This window comes from Bernardetia sp. MNP-M8, assembly GCF_037126285.1.
In the GTDB taxonomy this organism is placed as follows: domain Bacteria; phylum Bacteroidota; class Bacteroidia; order Cytophagales; family Bernardetiaceae; genus Bernardetia.
The window spans coordinates 3,852,658-3,869,866 of the sequence record NZ_CP147012.1 but is presented as its reverse complement, the minus strand read 5'-3'; the positions used below and the strand labels follow the sequence as shown (position 1 = coordinate 3,869,866).

Annotated in this window: 17 protein-coding genes; 8 read left to right on the top strand and 9 right to left on the bottom strand. The window is 31.9% G+C overall.

Annotation, left to right across the window (positions count from 1 at the left end):
* Positions 1-75: 75 nt before the first annotated feature.
* Positions 76-1,302, bottom strand: coding sequence for an ABC transporter substrate-binding protein (locus tag V9L04_RS15750; RefSeq protein ID WP_338790814.1), 1,227 nt, complete (start codon positions 1,300-1,302; stop codon positions 76-78).
* 191 nt (positions 1,303-1,493) lie between these two features.
* Between V9L04_RS15750 and V9L04_RS15745 the strand changes: the two genes are divergently transcribed.
* The 7 genes from V9L04_RS15745 to V9L04_RS15715 all read left to right on the top strand — a co-directional run bounded on the left by V9L04_RS15745 (position 1,494) and on the right by V9L04_RS15715 (position 8,236).
* Positions 1,494-1,880: a DUF2306 domain-containing protein gene (locus V9L04_RS15745; RefSeq protein ID WP_338790813.1), complete on the top strand. Its 387-nt coding sequence runs from the start codon at positions 1,494-1,496 to the stop codon at positions 1,878-1,880.
* 185 nt (positions 1,881-2,065) lie between these two features.
* Entirely contained in the window at positions 2,066-3,037 is a 972-nt protein-coding gene (gene trpS / locus V9L04_RS15740) for a tryptophan--tRNA ligase (RefSeq protein WP_338790812.1), read from the top strand.
* 396 nt (positions 3,038-3,433) lie between these two features.
* On the top strand, positions 3,434-4,447 hold the full coding sequence (locus tag V9L04_RS15735) for an IS110 family transposase (RefSeq protein ID WP_338790811.1): 1,014 nt from the start codon (positions 3,434-3,436) through the stop codon (positions 4,445-4,447).
* Positions 4,448-4,587: 140 nt separating this feature from the next.
* The gene (locus V9L04_RS15730) at positions 4,588-5,352 is read left to right on the top strand and encodes a CPBP family intramembrane glutamic endopeptidase (protein ID WP_338790810.1); all 765 of its coding nucleotides are present in this window, start codon (positions 4,588-4,590) and stop codon (positions 5,350-5,352) included.
* A gap of 437 nt (positions 5,353-5,789) precedes the next feature.
* Complete coding sequence (locus V9L04_RS15725) at positions 5,790-5,918, top strand: hypothetical protein (protein WP_338790809.1); 129 nt, start codon at positions 5,790-5,792, stop codon at positions 5,916-5,918.
* A gap of 551 nt (positions 5,919-6,469) precedes the next feature.
* Positions 6,470-7,714, top strand: coding sequence for a pyridoxal phosphate-dependent aminotransferase family protein (locus V9L04_RS15720; RefSeq protein ID WP_338790808.1), 1,245 nt, complete (start codon positions 6,470-6,472; stop codon positions 7,712-7,714).
* Positions 7,715-8,041: 327 nt separating this feature from the next.
* Positions 8,042-8,236, top strand: coding sequence for a histone H1 (locus tag V9L04_RS15715; protein ID WP_338790807.1), 195 nt, complete (start codon positions 8,042-8,044; stop codon positions 8,234-8,236).
* Positions 8,237-8,593: 357 nt separating this feature from the next.
* Here the strand turns inward: V9L04_RS15715 and V9L04_RS15710 are convergent, their stop codons facing one another.
* Positions 8,594-9,553, bottom strand: a complete 960-nt coding sequence (locus V9L04_RS15710) for a cation diffusion facilitator family transporter (protein ID WP_338790806.1) — start codon at positions 9,551-9,553, stop codon at positions 8,594-8,596.
* A 166-nt stretch (positions 9,554-9,719) separates the two neighbouring features.
* Between V9L04_RS15710 and V9L04_RS15705 the strand changes: the two genes are divergently transcribed.
* A complete protein-coding gene (locus tag V9L04_RS15705) occupies positions 9,720-11,210 on the top strand; it encodes a redoxin domain-containing protein (RefSeq protein WP_338790805.1) in 1,491 nt (496 codons plus the stop codon).
* An 18-nt stretch (positions 11,211-11,228) separates the two neighbouring features.
* Here V9L04_RS15705 and V9L04_RS15700 read toward each other — a convergent pair whose 3' ends face one another.
* The 7 genes from V9L04_RS15700 to V9L04_RS15670 form a co-directional block, all read right to left on the bottom strand.
* Positions 11,229-11,945, bottom strand: a complete 717-nt coding sequence (locus tag V9L04_RS15700) for a Crp/Fnr family transcriptional regulator (RefSeq protein ID WP_338790804.1) — start codon at positions 11,943-11,945, stop codon at positions 11,229-11,231.
* Positions 11,946-12,020: 75 nt separating this feature from the next.
* Positions 12,021-12,692 carry a sulfite exporter TauE/SafE family protein gene (locus V9L04_RS15695; RefSeq protein ID WP_338790803.1) on the bottom strand — a complete coding sequence of 224 codons (672 nt, stop codon included), beginning with the start codon at positions 12,690-12,692 and terminating at the stop codon, positions 12,021-12,023.
* A gap of 74 nt (positions 12,693-12,766) precedes the next feature.
* Positions 12,767-14,032, bottom strand: a complete 1,266-nt coding sequence (gene hemA / locus V9L04_RS15690) for a glutamyl-tRNA reductase (protein ID WP_338790802.1) — start codon at positions 14,030-14,032, stop codon at positions 12,767-12,769.
* A gap of 41 nt (positions 14,033-14,073) precedes the next feature.
* Entirely contained in the window at positions 14,074-14,562 is a 489-nt protein-coding gene (locus V9L04_RS15685) for a FixH family protein (RefSeq protein ID WP_338790801.1), read from the bottom strand.
* A 13-nt stretch (positions 14,563-14,575) separates the two neighbouring features.
* A complete protein-coding gene (gene ccoG / locus V9L04_RS15680) occupies positions 14,576-16,033 on the bottom strand; it encodes a cytochrome c oxidase accessory protein CcoG (RefSeq protein ID WP_338790800.1) in 1,458 nt (485 codons plus the stop codon).
* A gap of 68 nt (positions 16,034-16,101) precedes the next feature.
* Positions 16,102-17,004 carry a cbb3-type cytochrome c oxidase N-terminal domain-containing protein gene (locus tag V9L04_RS15675; RefSeq protein WP_338790799.1) on the bottom strand — a complete coding sequence of 301 codons (903 nt, stop codon included), beginning with the start codon at positions 17,002-17,004 and terminating at the stop codon, positions 16,102-16,104.
* Entirely contained in the window at positions 16,985-17,209 is a 225-nt protein-coding gene (locus V9L04_RS15670; protein ID WP_338790798.1) for a cbb3-type cytochrome c oxidase subunit 3, read from the bottom strand. Before V9L04_RS15670 ends, V9L04_RS15675 begins: the two co-directional genes overlap by 20 nt.

Genomic DNA, 17,209 nt, shown 5'->3' with positions numbered 1-17,209 from the left:
AACCGACTTTTAGATTATTAAAAAACAAAATTATTTTTATTTTTTAATAGCTAGATAATTTGTATTTTATCCAATTTACTTCAAATTTTCATAAAAATAAAGCTCTTTATTTTTGATTAATTCTGGATGCAAAATTTTGATAAAGTCTTCCAAAATTTTGTTTGGAAAAGCTACTCCACTCTCAAAATAGTCATTTCCACCACTTTTTAGTTGTCTTTTATTATGATTAAATATTTTTTTATTTTTGACTGACTTGAAAGATACAAAACGTCTGTCCGAACTTATAAGCTGATTCATATTCTTCCAATCACTGGCATGAAACCAATAATCTGCCTGCTGAGCTTTTTCATAAACCGACTCTATGGCTAAAGGAGAAGCACCTGTTCCTTCCAAGTCATTCCATAAATAAATTGCTCCTGCATCTTTGGCAAACTGTGCTACATAACTATCTCCATTTGGCATAAACCAAGTTTCATTATACCATGCATTAAAAAAAAGTGTTGGTTTTTGGTCTTCTTTTAGATTGGCTGTCAGGTTTTTTAGAGAATCATAATTGCTTTTTACTTGATTGAAAATTTCGGTTGCTTTTTCTTCTTTTTCAAACAAAATACCAAAGAATTTTATCCATTCAGCTTGTGCAAGTGGCGAGCTTTCTAAAGTTTCATTACAAATAATCATAGGCAAACCCAATTCTTTCATTTTTTGCTGTGTATCGCTTGTTCCTCCATACAAACTGGCATCATAGGTAAAAATGGCATCTGGTTCTAAACTAAGCAAACCTTCAAAATTTACTCCTGAACCATCATCGTTTCCAACTTCTTTGATTTTTCCTGCATCCAAACCTTTTCTAATTTGCTCATCCGAAACATACTGAGAACCTACAAAACCTACCAAATTATCTACATTTTCTAAAAGTGATATAAAAGTCGCATACTTTGTGGAACGTGACACGATACGTTTTAAAGGAATTTGAAGAGCAACATCATATTCAAAATTTGTTTTTGGTTTTGTTTCTCCTTTGTACAATAGATAACGCTGTTGTAAATTTTTATTTTTATCATAAACTTCTAAAGTTCTGAAATTTGGATATACATAAGAACGAAATTGAGTTGCATGAGCAAGAGAAAGAGAATCAGTAGGAGTCTGTGTGCTTTGCCATTCAATAATTGACTCATCTTCTTTTTCTCTATCTGTCATTTTATCAGAACTACAAGAAAAAAAGAATAGAAAAAGTATTGATGCTACTAATGGCGATTTTGATAAGAAAGATAAAAATGAAGAAGATAAAGAGTTAGTTTTCATTATTTAGAAATATTTTTTTGAAATTTTATGTGGGATAATAAATCACTTATCCATCTGATACAGAATTTTTTAATGTCTTTTATTAGCTAGAAAGCTCAAATAACGGAAAATTTAGTGATTAGAAAAAGTAACATAGTAATTATAAAATTTTATACTTTTGATTTTTTTTCTCAAATCTAACTTACTTACTTATGGATTATTTACAACTCATGTATCTTCATTTGGCTACCGTAGTGCCTAGTTTTTTTATCGGAACAGTTCTTTTACTCATCAAAAAAGGGACACAAATTCATAAAATTTTTGGAAGAATATATATGATTTTGATGCTTTTTACAGCAATTATTACTCTTTTTATGCCTGCAACGATTGGATTTACAGTTTTCAATCATTTTGGGTGGATTCATATTTTTAGTTTTGTCGTTCTTTATACTGTTCCAACGGCTTATTTTGCCATTAAAAAAGGAGATGTAAAATCCCACAAACGAAAAATGATTTTACTATATTTTGGTGCGCTCATTATTGCAGGAGCTTTTACTTTTTCACCTGGTAGATATTTGTATGGTGTATTTTTTGGATAGGCAAAAATCCTTTTTATTTTTCTTAAAAGTAAATAATTAGGCTTTTTGAAACTTTTTTTTCAATTTTGAAGTAAGGTAAACTATTGTTGTTGGTGGCAACGCCAACAACGACAGAAAAACGAAAAATAGTGTTTGGTTTTATTTTATTCCATTCATCCTTCACAATTCATCATTCACAATTCAATATGTCCCGTATTCTCACAGGTATTCAGTCTTCTGGTCGTCCACATTTAGGAAATCTTTTGGGCGCAATCTTACCAGCTATTGAGCTTTCAAAAAAAGCAGGTAATGATTCTTATTTTTTTATTGCTGACTTGCACTCTCTCACAACGGTAAAAGATGCCGAAACGAGAATTCAAAATACAAATGCTGTTGCTGCTGCGTGGCTGGCTTTTGGTTTTGATATAGAAAAAAATACGTTCTATCGTCAGTCAAGAATCCCAGAAGTAACCGAACTTGCGTGGCATTTATCGTGTTTTACCCCTTTTCCAATGCTTGCCAATGCACATTCGTTCAAAGATAAATCAGATTCTCTTTCAGATGTAAATGCAGGTCTTTTTACGTATCCTGTTTTGATGGCTGCTGATATTTTGATGTATGATGCTGAGTTTGTTCCTGTTGGAAAAGACCAAATTCAACATTTAGAAATTACTAGAGATATTGCTTCAGCTTTTAATAATAAGTACGGAGAAATTTTTGTGATGCCAGAAGTGAAAGTAGATGAACAAATAATGACAATTCCGGGGACTGATGGGCGAAAAATGAGTAAATCGTATGGAAATATTGTCGATATTTTCTTACCTGAAAAGCAGCTCAAAAAGCAAGTTATGTCTATCGTAACAGACAGTACACCTTTAGAAGAACCAAAGGATACCGAAACTTGTAATGTCTTTTCTTTGTATAAATTATTAGCTTCTGAAAGTGATTTGAAGACAATGAAACAAAATTATGCAGGTGGAAATTATGGCTATGGACATGCAAAAAAGGCTCTTTTAGAACTTATCTTAGATAAATATAAGAACGAAAGAATTACTTTTGATAAACTAATGGCAGATGAAAAAGAACTAGATAATAAACTCAAAATAGGTGAAGAAAAAGCACGAAAAGTAGCTTTTGAAGTTTTACAGAAAGTAAGGAAGCAGTTGGGGTTTGCGTAAAGTTAGATGCTGGTAAATTAAATGGCTTTGATTTTTTAACGAAAATCAAAAAAATGTACAACTTAAAATACCAAATACAAAAACCACGGCTACAAGCCGAATACATATTGCTCACTTGCTAAGAAGCAAGCCTTTAGGTTTGTAGTAGATAAAATAGATGTAATTTCTTATCTTGTATTTAAGAATTCATCTAGTAGGAAGAGAACCTATAGCCGAGCCAGACTATAAAAATCTATCTCTCGAAACAGCCTCTTCCTACCTTTATTCAATCTCAAACTCAAATAGTTTTCGGAGTATTTTTATTGACCTAAAAATAAACTCATTAGATAAGGTTTTAAGTCTGATTGAATACGATGAATCACTTTTTAAATTAGGTAACTCTAAATTAACTTATTTATGCAAACTTACCAAAATTTTATAGGCATTGATGTGAGCAAAGAACATTTAGATATTGCTATTCTTCAAGAAGGAGAAGTAGTAAATCATAAACGCATTGAGAACAATTTGAACGCAATACAGACCTATCTTTTTTCTTTTCAAGACCTTTATGAGCTAGAGAAAAGTTTGTTTTGTATGGAACATACAGGAATGTATATCAACTGGCTTGTCATTGCTTTGATGGAATTTAATTGTGCCATTTGGGTAGAAAATGCCATTCAAATTAAACGTTCTATGGGTGTCAAAAAGCTTAAAAATGACAAAGCTGATGCTGAAAATATCGGAGCTTATGCCTTTCGTTTTCAAGACAAAGCGAACTTATATATTCCTCCTACTCAAGAACTAGAAACCCTAAAAACCTTGCAGACACTACGAAAAAAGCTAGTTACTCACAGACAGGAGCTAGAAACTTACGTTGGTGAGCAGAGCCAATTTAGCAAAGCGTCTATTCAGCAGCTTCTAGAGGAAAGCTCTAAAACAACGTTGGAACACTTTAGCCTTCGCATAGAAGAAATAGAAAAGCAGATGCATCAAATTATTCAAGAGGATGCTGAATTGAAAGAACTCTATCGGCTCACCACTTCTGTAGTAGGTGTTGGAAAAGTAACAGCGATTCAGTTACTGGTAGCTACTGATGGTTTTACCAAATTTGATACTGCCAAACAACTCGCTTCTTATTGTGGTGTTGTGCCTTTTGAAAACTCTTCTGGGAAATTTAAAGGCAGGGCAAGAGTATCAAAAATGGCTAATAAAACCCTCAAAACAGCCTTGCACATGTGCGCTTTATCTGCTATGAAAGTAGAGGGGGAGATGAGAGAGTATTACCTAAGAAAAGTAGCAGAAGGCAAGAATAAAATGAGTGTTATTAATGCCTTACGAAATAAAATTATACAACGCATTTTTGCCTGTGTAAAAAACAAAACGCTATATGATAGAAACGGAATAAATTTTAACAATTTTTCTAAAGGATAGGCTTGGTTTTACCATAGTTTTCGAGAGCTATTTTTCACTGTTTTTTGGAAGACTCAGCCGAACAAGGATTGTGCGAGCTACTGCTGAGTTCTATGAAAAATTTAACTCATGTCCAGTACTGTAAAACTTAATTTCAATCTATGAAAAATATACTTATTTCTCCTGATTCTTCAAAAATAAATTGGAAAGCGATTGCAGTTTATTATGTTTTGGCGTGTGCCATTTCGTTTCCTTTTTTTTGGTGGCGACACTTTAATACAGACAGTTGGATAGACTGGAAAATGATAGGTTTTGCCAAACAATGGTTCATCATGTGGGGAGTCGGAATTTCGGCTTTAGTATGTTATTTTTTGTTTAGAAAAAGCATTGAAAAAACGGTTTCTCTAGGAGGAACTTCTTGGATAAAATCCCTTATTTTTTATTTCCTGCCTGTGTTTGGACTTTGCACTGTGGGAATAGAAGGACTTCCTTTTCCTGTTCATGTTGCGCCTTTAGTGTTATCTATTGTAGGTTTTATTTCTATTTTGGGAGAAGAAATTGGCTGGAGAGGTTTTTTACAAGACAGTTTGAAGAATGTAAAACCACTACCAAAATATTTAATCATTGCTGTTTTATGGGAGTTTTGGCATATTTTCGTTCGTACTTCTTCTGGAGAATGGTATATGATTATCGTTAAAATTTTAGCTTTTGGCTTAGGCAGTTTTATTATTAGTGTTATTTTGGGAAAAGCTATCGAAAAAACAAAATCCCTTTTTGTGGTCGTAACTCTGCACGCTTGGATTGATATACTTATCGAATTTGGAAGTACAGGAACATACATCGTTTTTGCTTGTTGTATTCCTGTTTGGATTTATATGATTTTAACTTGGGAAAATAAATTAACTATCTTTACTAGTAAAAAATAAAATTTTCAAATTTATGAATACTTGTTTTAACAAAAAGTATCTTTGTGGCTATCGCTCGTTTTTAACGAGTGCTTCATATGTATTCGGCTTGTAGCCGTGGTTTTTGTATTTGCCATTTTAATTTGTAAAGTTCTTTTGATTTTGACTTTAAAATATTAGATTTATGCTAGTTTAGAAATACAAATACACGGCTACAAGCCACATATAAATCACTTGCTAGGAAGCAAGCGAGAGCTATTTTTTTTACGAGTGATGGTTAGGAAGTTTATGTATGAAATTATGGCTAGAGCTGAGCTAGAGCCATTTTTTAATAGATTTGATGAGAAAAGTTTTATTGATGGAACTTTTTATCGAAAAAAACTTTTATGATAATGAGTGTTTAATTACGTTTACACTTACATAAATTTATTCTTTAATGATAACCAAACTATTTAATTATGGGACTTAAACCTGGACCAAAAAGAGTTGCTATATCGACAGGAAAGCCTGATAGACGTCAAAGAGATAATAAAAATACTCCTGGTAATACTCCTTCGTTGAAGCCTTCAAAAAGCACAAAAAAGTAGTAGTAATTATTTAACTGTTAAGTAAGTTCTTCCTTGGTAGAACTTACTTTTTTTGTAAAAATGTCAACAGATTAGAAGCATCACTCCAACTATAGCTCAGCTATCTATAAAATGGCTCTCCCCAGTCCTTATTCTGCTTAGTCTTCAAATCTGCGAGTGTAAGTAGTTTTGTATTTACTTGAAAATACAAGTCTAAGACCAACAACAAGTTGCTATCGATAAAACACTAATAACGGTATTTCTATTTTTTTAAATTCTGAGTTAATTTAAGAGAAATTTCGAACAAAAATGGCTTAGAATAGCTCTGTATTTCCAAAATTGCCCTTTTCGCACTATATTTGCGTATTATTTTTTCGGCTTTTAATAAAAAATAGGTAATCTTGCTTTTTTACTTCCTGCTTTTATTCGTATCTTCATATATAAGTAAAAAATAGTTTTATGATTAATAAAATTATAAAAAAATCAATTTGAAAGAATATATTGATTTATAAATCAGTAATTAAATATTGATTAAAAAGCCGCTACATCAACCATTAACTAAAAGATATAACGTGGATTTATTCGAAAAATTAAAAACAAATCGTGGCCCTTTAGGTCAATTTTCTTCTATTGCACATGGCTATTTTGCGTTTCCAAAATTGGAAGGCGAATTGAAGCCTCGCATGAGATTTAGAGGAAAAGAAGTATTGACATGGAGTTTGAATAATTACTTAGGACTTGCTAACCACCCAGAGGTTCGTAAGGCAGATACAGAAGCTACTAAAGATTGGGGACTTGCCTATCCGATGGGTTCACGTATGATGTCTGGAAACTCAAATACAATAGAAGAATTTGAATCTCAGCTTTCGGATTTTGTACAAAAAGAAGATACTTTTATATTGAATTATGGCTATCAAGGGATTATGTCTGTTGTAGATGCACTTCTTGATCGTAAAGATGTTGTAGTTTATGATTCTGAATCACATGCTTGTATTCTTGATGGACTCAGAATGAGCCTTGCAAAACGTTATGTTTTTCCTCACAATAATATCGAAAACTGTGAAAAACAATTAGAAAGAGCTACTAAATATGTAGAGAATACAGGAGGAGCTATTTTAGTAATTACAGAAGGAGTATTTGGAATGCTTGGCGACCAAGGTAAACTAAAAGAAATTGTTGAGCTTAGAAAAAAATATAATTTTCGTATGCTTGTTGACGATGCTCATGGCTTCGGTACAATGGGAGAAACAGGAATCGGAACGGGAGAAGCACAAGGCGTTCAAGACGAAATTGATATTTATTTCTCTACATTTGCCAAATCTATGGCAAGTATTGGAGCTTTCGTTTCAGGTCCTGAAGACGTAATTAATTATTTACGTTACAACATGCGTTCACAGATTTATGCAAAGACATTACCAATGCCTCTTGTTGTTGGCAACATGAAACGTTTGGAAATGCTTCGTACTATGCCAGAACTAAAAGCTAATCTTTGGAAAGTAGTGCGTGCGCTTCAAGATGGTTTGCGTGAAAATGGCTTTAATATTGGCGAGACAGATTCACCTGTTACACCTGTATTTTTGAGTGGTGGCAATAATGAAGCAGGAAATCTTATCATTGACCTTCGTGAAAATTACTTTATTTTCTGTTCGGTTGTAATTTATCCAGTTGTTCCTAAAGATGTAATTATGTTGCGTCTTATTCCAACAGCAGCGCATACATTAGAAGATGTAAAACAAACCATTGAAGCATTTAAAGCAGTTTCGGATAAGCTCAAAAATGGAGTTTATGCAAACAATGAAATTAGTGCTGCTATCTAATTAAATCCGTATAGCTATGTTATATTCTATTTGTTGGTGTTTTTTAAAAATTAAATACTTACTTGACAAATAACACTAACTAATTGTTTTTCAGATTGTTAAGAAGTTTTTCTATCAATAGAAGAAAAAATATAATTTCACTATTGAAAAAAATATATAAGAAAGTCTAAAAAAAACGGCTCAAAACGCTGTTTTTGATAGTTTTGTTAGTATATTGTCATTCAAATAGGGCATAATAGAGCTATACAGGCATTTTGTCTTATACCTTTTTTGCTTTTAAAAGCATTTTTTTAAATTTAATTTATAACCTTCAATTTACTTTTCACTATGGGTCGTTATCAAGAAGTCGAAGACTTAATCACACAACTTAAAGAAGATTTTTCTAAATTTTACGATAAAGAAAATCAAGCAGCAGGAACTCGTATCCGTAAAGGAATGCAAGACCTCAAAAAAATAGCACAAGAAATCCGTACAGAAGTACAGGAAACTAAAAACAAACGTACTGAAGCTGCTAAGAAGTAATTTTTACTTTAAAGATAATTCTTTACAACTGTTATAATAAAAACCATTTCTATTTTTATAGAAATGGTTTTTTGCTTTTCCAAACCTTATTAAGAATAAGAATTAAATAAACTACTGCTTTTAAATTTAAAATACAGTGTAACATAAGTTTATTTGTGTTTTACTATCGCCAGTGGGGACACCGACAATGGCAGAAAGAATGAAACCCATAACTTTAGTTATGGGATAGTTGGAGGATATTTTCCACCTTTCTGCTCCTCTTTTCCCACGATTAAAATCGTGGGTTTTGTTATTAATTCTGCCCAATTATTTATTTATCAATAATTAGCTTTAGCTGCTTTGGCAGATCATCATTCCTTAATGCACTTTCTCATCTGCCAAACTATCATCAGCATCAAGTTCTAAAGTCGCATGATGAACAGAATGATGCAGAAGTTTATGACGAATAATCAATTTAAGACGTTCCCAACGTTGAAGAGGAGTTTCGGCATTGCTATTTGCAGCATCTAAGGCATATTTTTTTAAAACAACATGCACAGTCATTGCATTTTCGGTACTGCTCAATGCCCAAACATGCATGTGATGAACTTTATCTATTTCTTCTATTTCTAAAAGAGACTCCTTTATATCTTCTATTTTTATGCTGCTCGGAACGCCATCTAAAACCAAACGCACACTTTCATTAAACAAATTCCATGTCGAAACCAAAACAACAATTGCAATAACGCAGCTAATAATAGGGTCAATAATTGTCCAATCTGTAAAATAAATAATCGTTCCTGCAATCACTACACCTACTGAAACAAGCGCATCGACAAGCAAATGTAAAAAAGCTCCTTTTACATTAATATCATCTTTTTGTCCTTTAAAAAATAAAAATGCAGAAACTGTGTTTATCACAACTCCAATTGCAGAGACAACAATAATAGTATTTCCTGTTAAAGGAGAAGGATTAGTAAAACGGTGAATTGCTTCATAAATAATTCCTCCAGCAACAGCCACAAGCAAAACAGAATTGATAAGAGAAGCTAATAAAGAAGCCTTTTTAAAACCATAGGTATAGCTTAGAGTAGCTGTTTTTTTGGCAAGTTTCATCCCAACAAGAGCTAAAATAAGACTTCCTACATCACTTAGATTATGAGTGGCATCTGACAAAAGAGCTAAAGAATCAGTAGAATAACCATAAATAAATTCGATAGCTGTAAAAACAATATTGAGAGCAATACCAATGTAAAAAGCTGAATTGATATTTTCTAGACTTTGGGGAGCGTGTTCGTGCCTATGTCCTGTATGATTATGGTCGTGTGAATGTGACATAAATTGAAGTTTAAAAAATGCAATAAATATAAACTAGACTTTCAAAATTAAAAAATAAGCAGCGCAATTTTGTTGCATGTGTATTATATCAATAGAATTTGGCTTAATTTTGATAATTATTTAATTTTAGTTTTGATAGTACACTATTTCTCATAATTCTTTATTAATGACTATTTTTTTACGTTTAATTTATATTTTTAAAAGCCCTATTGCAAAAAAAATTATTCTAGTCTTGTGCTTTTTATTTTCATTTAGTTTTTCTTTTGAAAGTTTTGCTCAATTTTCTACTATTTTAGAAGGAAAAATGCTTCCTGCGTCTTCGTATGAAATAATTATAGAATATCAATATCAATACTTGACTTTTCAACCCAAAAGACACCTTGTTACAACAAATGAAAAAGGAGAATTTAATTTTATAATTCCTCTCAAAAAATCAACTTGGCTTTTATGGAAATGTAAAGACAAACAAGGACAAATTTATCTTCATGTAGGTGATAGTTTAAATATGCAAGTAGAATTAGGTGCTTTGCCTTATGGAACAAAATTTTCTGGCTTGGGTGCAGCCGAAAATAACTTTCTACAAAAATGGGAAATAGAATTTGGCAATAGTTCTAAAAATACGCTGTATCCAAAGAAATATAAAAATTCGAATGAAAAAAATTTTAAAAGCGAAGTAGAGAAGTTACGTAAAAATCAATTCAAGCTTTTAGAAGAAACCATAGGAAAAAAACCTCTTTCTGACGATTTTATTTTGGCAATGGAACAGCGAATTGCGTATGAAAATGCAAATCATTTAGCTGAATATTCTGTTTTACACGCTTTTTTGAATGAACAAACACCAAAAATTCTGTCTGACGAATATTACTCTTTTTTTGAAGAAACAATTATTCAAAGTCCATCAGCTCTAAATCAGCCTGCTTATTTACGTTTTTTGAGAAATTATTTAGAATTTCGTTATATCAAATCTCACCAAGAAACTTCTCTAAAAGCCTATTCGGATTTGTATTACCCTCTTTTATTTGAGATTACAGAAAAAGAACTCCTTGGAAGCGTACAAGCACACGCACAGTCCATTTTGATTATAGAATTAGCCAAACAAGGCAACGAAAAACTCTATAAAAAATACTATAAGAAATATCTTTCCATTCATAAAGACGACAAATCAGCTTCAGTTCTAAAAGAGTTTATTGAAAATAGTCAGAAGATGAAAATAGGAAAACTTGCACCCAACTTTTCTTTACCAGATGCAACTGGTGCAACTGTAAAATTATCTGATTTTAGAGGCAAAATTGTTTATTTGTTTTTTGGCTCTTTAGAAAGTGATTTTATAGAAAATTATTTAAAAGGTTTTGAATACTTAAATAATCAAATAAAAAATCAAACTGAAAATAAATCAAATCAAATTGTGTTCCTTTGGATTCAGACAGCAAAATTAAGTTCTACTGTTTCTTCAAACAATAAAAATTTAGAGACTAGGTTTAAAGAACTAAATATAACTTCTCTCACTTGTTATTTTTCTGATACATTAGGGTATAACTTGAATGGCTTGCCATCAGCTTTTCTAATCGATAAAAAAGGCAAATTGGTATATTCTGACACAAAATTACCTTCTGACATTGGACTCTTAGAAGATATTAGCTATTTTTTGAATGATTAAAACAATTTTGATTAAGAGTTAAACTATATCAATATTGGCTATCTTGACAAGTTTTTCTCTATCTAAAATAATTATTTCCTTTCCTTTTAATTCTATAATTTTATCAGTGTTGAGTTCAGAAAGATAACGAATGGCACTTTCTGTGGCAGTTCCGACGAGATTTGCAATTTCTTCTCGGCTCAAACGAACATCAATGGTTTGATTTTTATCTTTATCTGGGTAGCGATTATGAAGCAATAAAAGAACCTCTGCAAGACGTTCTCTAACTGATTTTTGCATCCAATTTGTAAGACGTTGCTCCATATCTTGCGTATCTTTTGCCATCAGTTGCATCATCTTACGAGGAAAATTCTTATTATCGTCGATGAGTTCTGAAAAAGTCGAAGTAGGTAAAAAACATACTACAGCATCATCTAGTGCCTCTGCTGAAACATTATAAGGCATTTGACTAAGTAAAGAATTATATCCCAATACCTCTCCATCTGAAGCTATTTTGACAATCTGTTCTTTTCCATCAATTCCTAATTTGGTCAGTTTTACTTTTCCTTCATAAATACAATGTACACCAATAGCACGAGAACCTTCATAAAATAAATTTTGACCTCGTTTATAAAAATTACACCCTTTTGTAGCTGACATATTTGCAACTTCTTCTTCTGATAAATCACAAAAAACCGAAGCAGCTCGTTTTGGGCAAGTTTCACATTTTGGGAATTCAACTTTTTTCTTTTTCATGGTGGATAGTATAATACTTTTTCTTTACTGATTGTATTTTTTATAAAATTAAACAACAATCTAATCAAAATCAAGCTAATGACAATCAGCCACACCATTTTGCCAAGAAATTATTCCCATTCCCAAAAACCAAATACCCATAAGTATAAAAGCATAGGGATAAATAATTTTTAATTTTTGAAAAATAATGTTTTTTGTATTTATTTTTTGAGAGAAATATTTTGAAAAAAATAAAGAAGTAAGAAGTAAAGGAAGTGTTCCAAGCCCAAAACCTGTCATAAAAATTCCACCTTCAAGGCTTGTTCCTGCTGCAACTGCTCCCAAAAGTGCAAAATAAACCAAACCACAAGGCAACAGACCATTTAAAAGTCCTGCAAAAAATAATTTATAGGGTTTTTCATCAAACAGATAATTTCCTATCAAAGGCGTTATTTTTAAAGAAATCCATTTCAAAACAGAAATTTTATTGGTTATTCTATCCAAATTAAAACTAAAAAGACCTGCCAAAATCAGTGTACCACCCAACAGAAAAGCAGCATAACTTTGCCAATTTGAAAAAAACAAAGCCTGTCCGACAAAACCAACTCCCATTCCTAAAATGGCGTACATCAGAATTCTGCCTAACTGATAAAAGAAAAGTTTTTGAACAAAATTTTTGCCCTGCATAAATGCAAATGTGAGAGGAGCGCACATTCCCACACAATGCAAACTACCTGTAAGACCGAGAAGTAAAGCTGGAAAAAACATATTTGTTTATGTATGACAGACTTACTAGTCTGTAGGAAAAGATATTTTTACACAGATTGGAAGTCTGTGATACTTTATGAAAATAATTGTTGAAGTATATCTAAAAATGGTTTTTGATTGTCAATATTTGATGAATTATTGAGTTGTGTTTTTAGATTCACCACAGGAATACGCATTGCTTTCTCTTCAAAATCGGTTAGCATTTGCATCATTAAATGTTTGTTTTTATCATCTAATTCAGCACTATATTTATTTGAAATATTATTTTTGACTTCTTCTAAAGCCATTTTGTAAGGTTGTAAGAGAAGAATATATTTATGTTGTTCATTCCATTTTTCAAAATCTTCCACTCCTTTTTCTAAAATTTCATAAACCAAAGGTAAAGCTGCTATTCTTTCTTTTTTTACAGCTTTTGTTTGTTCTTTCAAATCATCAATCGTATATATTTTAATAAAATTATTGAGTTTGCTTTCAATACTTCTCGGCATAGATAAATCTATAAAACACTGATTAGGACGTATTTTTTTTACATCAATATTTGAAATATTGAAAAAATTGGGTTGAGAAACTGAACTTATAACAATATCTGCCTTTTGAGCTTCTTGAAAAACAGTTGAAAATTCTACTATTTCATACGCATTTTCAGTAGCAAGCATAGCTGATTTTCCAATAGTTCGATTTGTAATCTTGACATTTTTAATTCCCATTTTTCGCAAATGACGAACCGTATCAGCACCAATTTTTCCGACTCCAACTACCAAAATTTGTATCGCTTCATTTCTTTGAATGTTGTGTTTATCCTTCAAAAGTTTTCTCACTAAATCAGCCGTAGCAAAAGAAACGGATGCAGCACCACTTCGAAAAACAGTCTGTGTAGTAATTTTTTTACTTGTTTGCAAAACATGATTTATCAGTTTGTGAAAATATGTTCCAATTGTTCCTAACTCGTAAGCAAGCTGATAGGCTTGTTTGACTTGATGTGTAATTTGCCAATCACCTACAATTTGAGAATCTGCTCCCACACTAATTTCAAAAAAACGCTTTATTATTTCCTTCGAATTACTATTTGATTTGAAACCCATTTCCATCAATTCTTCACTAGAAACAGATTTTAATTGAGCAAATTTTTCCTTTATGATAGACAGAGAATCTTCTTGTCCATAACAATAAATTTCGGTACGATTACAAGTAGAAAGTACAAAAACTTCTTTTATAGATTCTGAACTTTGTAGGGCAAGTAGAAGCGTTTCGGTTTCTCGTTCGGATAAAGAAAAACGTTCTCTAATTGGCACATTTGCCTCTCTGTGAGTAATATAAAAAGTGTAAAATGAGTTTTTCATAATTGTATCTTTTTTGAACAGACTAGGAAGTCTGTTATACTTTAATTCGACGCTACCAAAGTCGTTTCTTGAAAGAATTTTTTATCATTTCCTGTTTTGTCTTGTTGTGTCCATGATAATTTTACTTTCCAAAGTCCGTGTTCTATTTTTTGAGTAATGATTTGATTTTTTGTTTTTTCTAATTGAATAGGAACAGTAAAATCCAAATCTTTATCAGAAGGACGAAAAAAAGAAATTTCACCATTTATTTTTGATTCCAAATTTTCAGAAGCAGGAAATTTTATTTCTACATTTCCATTTTCTAATTGTTTTATGGTTGGTTTTTCTACGAGTGCAGCCACATTGGATTGCTCGTTTATTTGACTTTGAAAATCTACTCCTTTTGTATAATAATTTTCTGTTACGAGTTCAATTTTCTGTTGCATTGACATAACAACAAGCGACAACATAAAAATTACAAAAGCAGAGTAGAACAGAAAAATACCTGTTCCCCAATTAAACTTTGACCAAAGTGATGTTAAAGTATTCATAGTTTTTTAGGTTTTAATTAGCAACAAAAGGCGATAAGAATTTAGTATTTACAGTTTCTATTTGTTCTCCATTAGAAAATATTTGTAAATGAATATCTGAACGCTTTGGAGGTAATTTATCTTTTGGAAAATCTATCAAGATTACTTCTTTGACAGTTTGTTCTGGAAGCAAAATATATTTGTCTGTTCCAATCATTTGGATAGTTCCGTTTTCCTCTTCTAATTTTACATTAATATTTAGTGTATCACTTGTTTTATTGATTAAAAGAAGCGTAAACATATTTCGAATATCTCCTTTTTCAGTGGTTTGATACGTTGTTCCTTGCGCTCTCAAAACAATCGTTTCTACTTGTGTTCGAACTGCCAAAAGTCCGACCATTGCAATCATTAGCAACATCAAGACAACCGAATAAGCTGTCATGCGAGTTGTAAACTTAAATTTTTGTTTTTTCTCAATTTCATTTCTTGAAGCATAACGAACAAGCCCAGTAGGCAAATCAAATTTTGTCATAATCGAATCACACGCATCAATGCACGCCGTACAATTTATACATTCTAGCTGTGTTCCATTTCGGATGTCAATTCCTGTGGGACATACATCTACGCACAAATGACAATCTACACAATCTCCCCTTGGGTCTGCTGCTCGTTCTATTGGGTCACTTTCTCGTTTTCCTTTTCCTCTTGGTTCGCCACGCACATCATCATACGCCACAACAATCGAATCATTATCTAATAAAACACCTTGCAAACGACCATACGGACAAATTGTAGTACAAACCTGCTCTCTCAAAAAAGCAAAAACACCATAGAACAAAAATGTAAAGACAATCAAAGCAATAAATAAAGACATGTGAGTAGTAGGTGTATCTTCAAACAAAACCCAAAGCCTATCTACACCAACGATATACGCCAAAAAAGTATGACTTATCAAAAATGAAATTCCTAAGAAAATCAGATGTTTGGCAGTCTTTTTTCCAATTTTTTCGGTGTCCCATTCTTGTTTGTTGAGTTTTTTTTGTGCTGCTGCATCTCCTTCAATGAAATATTCAATTTTACGAAAAACCATTTCCATAAAAATTGTTTGAGGACACACCCAACCACAAAAAACTCTACCAAAAACTACTGTAAAAATCACTACAAAAACAACAAACAATAACATTCCCAAAACAAACAAGTGAAAGTCTTGGGGTGTAAAAAGCTGTCCCAAAATCACAAAACGCCTTGAAAGCACATCAAAAAGTAATAATGGATTTCCATTTATTTTGATAAAAGGCGCACCAAATAAAAATACTAATAAAAAAGCAGCTACAATTTTTCGATAAAAATGATACCTCCCACTTGGAGATTTTGGGTAAATCCAAGCACGCTTACCAGAAGAATCTATGGTAGAAATACTATCCCTAAATTCGTCTTTATCGTAATCGCTAACTTTATACCTCTTCTTTTTGGTTGGTTGTTCTGGTTTCATAGCTTTGGTATTTTATCTTTATTTAGACCCTAAGGGTTTTGAAATCCTTAGGATCTTTTTTTGCTGATTTACTCTTTTATCGGCTCATATTTTTCTCCTTGTGGGTCTTTTGCATTTGGAGGATTCGTTCCTTTCAAAGACAAAATAAAACTAGCCACTTCTTGCATTTCTTGAGGAGATAATTGGTCTTTCCAAGAAATCATTCCTTTTGCAGGAACTCCGTATTTTACAGTTTTGAAAACTGATTTTATATCGCCTCCATGAAGCCAATATTCATCTGTTAAGTTAGGCCCTGAAAGTCCTTCTGCATTTGCGCCATGACAGGTTTTACATTTTTTTGCAAAAAGGGTTTTTCCTTTTGTTACTCCTGCTACATCGGCTAGAGTTACATTTTCTTCATTAATAGAATTTGCCATGTCGGCTAAATATTGTGCTTTCAAAACATTTCCTTCTGCTACAGCTACTTGATATTCTTGTGTCGAATCGGGAGCAATTCCGTTGGCATAGACATACAAATAAATAATTCCTGCTATGATACATAGATAAAAACCATATTTCCACCAAGGTGGAAGGTCATTATCTAATTCTTCGATACCATCGTAATCGTGGTGCATCAAAACAGCTCTTTCAGGTTTGGCAGCATTAAACTTCTTCCAAAACCACTCTTGGAAAGAACTATTTTCTGGAATACTTTCTTCTTCTCCTCTAGCAATTCTATCTTGTTTCAAAACAGAAATACTATGATTATAAATAGAAAGGCTGGCAATAAGTACCAAAATCACTACAAAAAAAGTAAGTGCTACAAGTATCAAAACACCTAATTCTAAAGGAGTAAAATCAGTAGATAATTTTGTAGGTTCTGCAATAGATAAAGCAAAACTACTTTGAGAGAGAAAAAGAGTAAAAATCAGTAGAAGAACTGCTTTTTTCTTTTCTCTTAGATTTAAAACATTATATAATTTCTGTTTCATTTTTGATTGTATTTTGAGTAAATGAATTAGAATAAGTATTTTCAGTAGCATCTTCTAAGGGCAATTTTTCCCAATGTGCTACATTTGATTTTTTGGCTGAATACACATTGACAATCATTATCACAAAGACAGAAAAGAAAATAATTACTCCTATCATTGGATAAATATCAATGCCTTCGATGGCTCTAGCTACGTCTTTATACAT